Source organism: Frankia sp. CcWB2 (genome assembly GCF_977927585.1).
Map to the genome: position 1 here is coordinate 4,608 of NZ_CDWRCM010000073.1, position 4,180 is coordinate 8,787.

5 protein-coding genes, 1 pseudogene and 1 riboswitch are annotated in these 4,180 nt (G+C 73.7%); of the genes and pseudogenes, 3 read left to right on the forward strand and 3 right to left on the reverse strand.

All coding sequences use genetic code 11. The annotated features are described in order from the left end of the window. From ACY45C_RS10020 to ACY45C_RS10030, 3 genes are all read left to right on the forward strand, one after another. Positions 1 to 728, forward strand: a 728-nt coding sequence (locus ACY45C_RS10020) for a WD40 repeat domain-containing protein (RefSeq protein ID WP_462187352.1), incomplete at its 5' end; no start/stop codon positions are given. Continuing rightward, the gene (locus ACY45C_RS10025) at positions 725 to 832 is read left to right on the forward strand and encodes a WD40 repeat domain-containing protein (protein ID WP_462187353.1); all 108 of its coding nucleotides are present in this window, start codon (positions 725 to 727) and stop codon (positions 830 to 832) included. The genes ACY45C_RS10020 and ACY45C_RS10025, both read left to right, overlap by 4 nt. Further along, the gene (locus tag ACY45C_RS10030; protein WP_462187354.1) at positions 787 to 1,221 is read left to right on the forward strand and encodes a WD40 repeat domain-containing protein; all 435 of its coding nucleotides are present in this window, start codon (positions 787 to 789) and stop codon (positions 1,219 to 1,221) included. Before ACY45C_RS10025 ends, ACY45C_RS10030 begins: the two co-directional genes overlap by 46 nt. 54 nt (positions 1,222 to 1,275) lie before the next feature. Here the strand turns inward: ACY45C_RS10030 and ACY45C_RS10035 are convergent, their stop codons facing one another. The 3 genes and pseudogenes from ACY45C_RS10035 to ACY45C_RS10045 all read right to left on the reverse strand — a co-directional run. Next, positions 1,276 to 1,407 (reverse strand): hypothetical protein, encoded by a 132-nt coding sequence (locus tag ACY45C_RS10035; RefSeq protein ID WP_462187355.1) that lies wholly within the window; start codon positions 1,405 to 1,407, stop codon positions 1,276 to 1,278. Between the two features lie 502 nt (positions 1,408 to 1,909). Further along, positions 1,910 to 2,527 (reverse strand): adenylate/guanylate cyclase domain-containing protein, encoded by a 618-nt coding sequence (locus tag ACY45C_RS10040; RefSeq protein ID WP_462187356.1) that lies wholly within the window; start codon positions 2,525 to 2,527, stop codon positions 1,910 to 1,912. 238 nt (positions 2,528 to 2,765) lie between these two features. After that, a pseudogene (locus ACY45C_RS10045) lies at positions 2,766 to 3,609 on the reverse strand (pentapeptide repeat-containing protein); the annotation flags it as partial. A 184-nt stretch (positions 3,610 to 3,793) separates the two neighbouring features. Next, a riboswitch (cobalamin riboswitch) is annotated at positions 3,794 to 3,875 on the forward strand. Positions 3,876 to 4,180 lie beyond the last annotated feature (305 nt).

A 4,180-nucleotide genomic window follows, 5' to 3' on the forward strand; every position in this document is an offset into this window, starting at 1 on the left:
TCATGCTGGTACGGATCGAGGACCGCGCCCGGCCCGGCCCGTTCGGGCATCTGCTCGCCTTCGACCTGTTCGGGCTGGACGCCACCACCGCCCGCGACTGGCTGCTACGCCAGGTCACGGTCGTTGCCCCGTGGCCGGCCGGGGGGCTCGTGCCACCCCCCTTTCCCGCGGAAGTCCCGGCGGATGCGACGGGGCCCGGCCGGCGCCCGCACCGTTCCCGCGCCGGGCACGCACACCCGGGCTCCCGGGATCTCATCGCGGCACGACGGGTCGCGGTGCTGCCGCAGGAGCGCGGTCATCCGATGAGCGTGGCGTTCAGCCCCTCCGGCTCGCTGCTGGCCACCGGCGGCACCGACACGACCGTACGGCTGTGGGCGTGGGCGTTCCCCGCCCCGCCGCGACTGATCGCGACCGTCGGCTACGGGCGGCGGATCAACCAGGAGTGGGTGCGGGCGGTGACGTTCAGCCCGGACGGGCGGGTGCTCGCCGCCGCCGGGGACGCCGGCACCACCGTGCTCTGGCAGGTCGGCGACCCCACCCGCCCACTGCCGCTGATGACGCTGACCGGGCATCGCGGCTACCTGCACGATCTCGCCTTCAGCCCGGGGGCACGCTGCTGGCCACCGCCGGCGACGACCGGGCGGTGCTGCTGTGGGACCTGGCCGAACCGGGGGCTCCCCGGCGGGCTGCGGTCCTCGCCGGGCATCGCGGTCCCGTGCGGGCGGTGACGTTCAGCCCGGACGGGACCCTGCTGGCCACCGGTTCGCAGGACCGGACGGTGATCCTGTGGGATCTCGCCGACCCGACCCGACCCGGCCGGCGGCGACGGTGACGCTGACCGGCGCGCGCGGTCCCGTGCACACGGTCGCGTTCAGCCCGGACGGTGATCTGCTCGCCGCCGCCGGCAGGGACCGGACCATCCGGGTCTACTCGGTCGCCGGCCCCACGGCCCAGACCGTGCTGGCCGCGGTCGCCGACCATCGCCGGGCCGTGCACACGCTCGCCTTCAGCCCGGACGGCACCCTGCTCGCCGCCGGCGGCGGCGAGCAGACCGTGACCCTGTGCGAGGTCACCGATCCGGAGTGTCCCGGGCCCGCCCACCGGCTGCCCCCGCACGGCGGGCCGGTGCACGAGGTGGCCTTCGCCCCGGACAGCCGGCTGCTGGCCACCGCCGGCGCCGACCGCGTCACCGCCGGGTGGGAGCTGTTCCCTGGCCGCTGAGGGGCCGGGCCGGGGACGCCACGCCGGGATCGGGGCCGGCGAAGCGGTGCGCGTTCAGGCGTCGCCGAGATCCTGCCCAAGGGGGAGATGGCGGTAGATGGTGGTCCGTCCGCGCCGGGTGAGCGCGGCCACCAGGTCGAGTCGATCGGCACTCCGCCGGCGCGGGCGGCGCGGGCGGCCTCCCACATTCTCTCCTCCGCCTCGCAGGCGGCGTCGACTGAGGCGGACAGGGCGGCCATGAGCTCATGGTGAGCCTGCGTCCTCGGCGTCCACGGCGGGCGGGGCATCCACCCACCTTATGGGCGTACCAGATTGACATGCAAACACGTGGGAGATTAGCGTTTCAGATAGGTATGCGAACTGGGAATGTGATGCATCTGTCGCGGCATTGCCGCATTCTGGCCCTACCCGAGCATCCGAAGGGACCTCATGATGGCCAGATACACCTGCACGTACTGCGGTATCATCTCGGACCGGGTCCCCACCAAGGCCGAGGCATCCCAACTGCTCGCCACCCACATGCAGGTCCGCCACGGCGGGCTGGGCCGCGGCCCCCAACCGGCCGTCATCCCGCGGACCGGTTCACGTCGCGTCCGGCGCCGCTGACATTCCGCTGGCAGTCCCGCACCGCCCTTCGTCCCGCTCGCCCACGGAGCCGGGGCGGGGCACCGGGGGCGCCCGGTGGTGCTCAGGCGGCCGGCGACGGAGCGGCCAGTCCGATCAGCCGGTGCACACGCAACGGGACGGGCCTGCCCTGCACGACGAGGGGATCCGCCTCGCTCGCGGTGACGCTGTCCCGGACGAGATGATAGGTGGTGTCGCCGATGAAGATCTCGCCGGCGGGCGCGGCGTGTTCCAGCCGGGAGGCGACGTTCACCGGGTCGCCACTCACGCCACCGGCACTGACGCCACCGGCGGCGACGGTGACCTCGCCGGTGTTGATCCCGATCCGCACGCGCAGCCTCAGGTCCCGGTCGTGGTGACGTTCGGTGTTGAGCGCCTCCGTCGCGGCCCGGATCTCGAGGGCGGCGTGGACGGCGCGCAGCGCGTCGTCCACGTGCGGCTGGGGGACGCCGAACAGGGCGAACGCGGCGTCACCGATGAATCTCTCGACCGAGCCGCCGTGCGTGGAGACGATGGTGCGCACGAGGGTGAACGCCCGCCGCAGGACCTCCTGCAGCGATTCCGGGTCGATTCCTCTGCCGATGTCGGTGGTCCCGGTGATGCCCACGAACATGCTCGTGGCGGTGATGCAGGCGTCCCGTTCCGGGTCCTGCCGGATGTCGCCGGTATCCTCGCGTGCCATGGTCCCATCCTGACGCGCCGTCCCGCCGGTGAAGACGTGATTTCCGCGCCGTGGCCCGACCGGGGGATCGGGCCCGGCGTCGGCATAGCGCCGCCGACGACCGGTCTGCCGGTCAGCGGCGGCGCGGGGAACGAGGCGACCGAGGAGAACTCGCCGACCGCCGCGGCCGGGCCGCACTGGGCAACGACGAGGGGATCGGCGCGGTCCCGGGCGTGGGGTCCGAGCCTGCCGCCGGGCGCGTCCAGTGCACGGGGCGGGTCAGGGCCGGGGGCAGCGCCGTGGTGGCGTCCCCGCGGGCGGCGTCGAGCTGGGCCTGAACGACGAACAGGGCGCCATGCAGGTTGGCGCCGTGCAGGTCAGTGTCGCGCAGGTCCGCGCCGAGCAGGTCAGCCCCCTGCAGATCCGCGCCAATCAGGAGGGTTCCCTGCAGCGCCGCGCCGCGCAGGTCCGCCCCGGCGAGGTTCGCGCCGAGCAGGTCGGCGCCGCGGGGGCGCCGCCGGGGACGCCTGCTCCCGGCGCGGACCGGCAGCTCGGCGCGGACCAGGTCGCTGGCCTGCAGCAGCAAGCAGATGGACCGCCCGACGCAGCGCGGGGACGTCCACGGCGAGCAGCGTGTCAGCGTCGGCGCAGGTCAGCAGCGTGGTGCGGGCGCGGGCGTCATGCAGCTCGGCGTGCAGCGGGGCGGCGGCAGGCAGGCTCAGCGCCTCGCTCAGATACCACAGCAGCTCGTGCAGCGCCCGCATGACCGCGAAGACATCGAACATCCGCCGGGCACTGTCCGGTGCCGCCCGCCAGTCCCGCCCGCCGTAGGTGACCTGGCAGACCTGCTGCCCGGCGCCGAAGCAGTCGTACACGGCGCAGCCGCGGAACCCCCGCGGCCGCAGCTGCTCGTGAACAGCGCAGCCGAAGCCCGCGTTCAGGTTGGGGCAGGCCGTGCCGGCGGGTTTGTCAATCGCGAAGTCCACCGAGGCGGAGAACACCGGTGCCACGCAGCACAGCGCGAAACAGCGTCCGCAGTCGGCACGCAGCCGGCCGCGGGCGTCCCCGATGATTCCCGCGGCGGGATCGAGATCGTCGGGCAAGGTGTGTGCCCTTCTGAACGTCAACGGGAGACATCATTCTGACAGACGCGACCGCGGAGGATGAAGTCGCCACCCCCGTGTCCACCGGCCTCGGGCTGGCCTGGGGGCGGGATACCAGTTCGCCCGCGGTCCCCCCGCCCGCGATCCTCGGATATGTCATGCTGACAGACGCGACAGCAGGGGAGGAAGCCGGTACGAGTCCGGCGCGGTCCCGCCACTGTCACCGGGAAGTGAACCTTCCCGGGCATGCTCGCCGGCGAGGAGGCGGGCATGCCCGGCGATCGCCCGACCAGGGGTCCGGAGAGGAACCCCGAGCCGCCCGGGCGGGGCGACGGGCCACGGCCGCAGCGGCGGCTGGAAGGCCGAAGGTGCGCGTTGATCCGGGAGCCAGGATACTCCGGCCGTCGCCGTGATGACCATGGGCGAGGACCCTGGGAGGACCCCGGCATGCCCGTACCACTGCCAGACCGGCCACGTCGGCCATCCCGGCCGTACGCGCCGCACCCGTCGTACGCACCGCATCGGTGTCCGTCGTGCCGGTCGTGTCGATCCTGTCAGCCGCACACGGTGC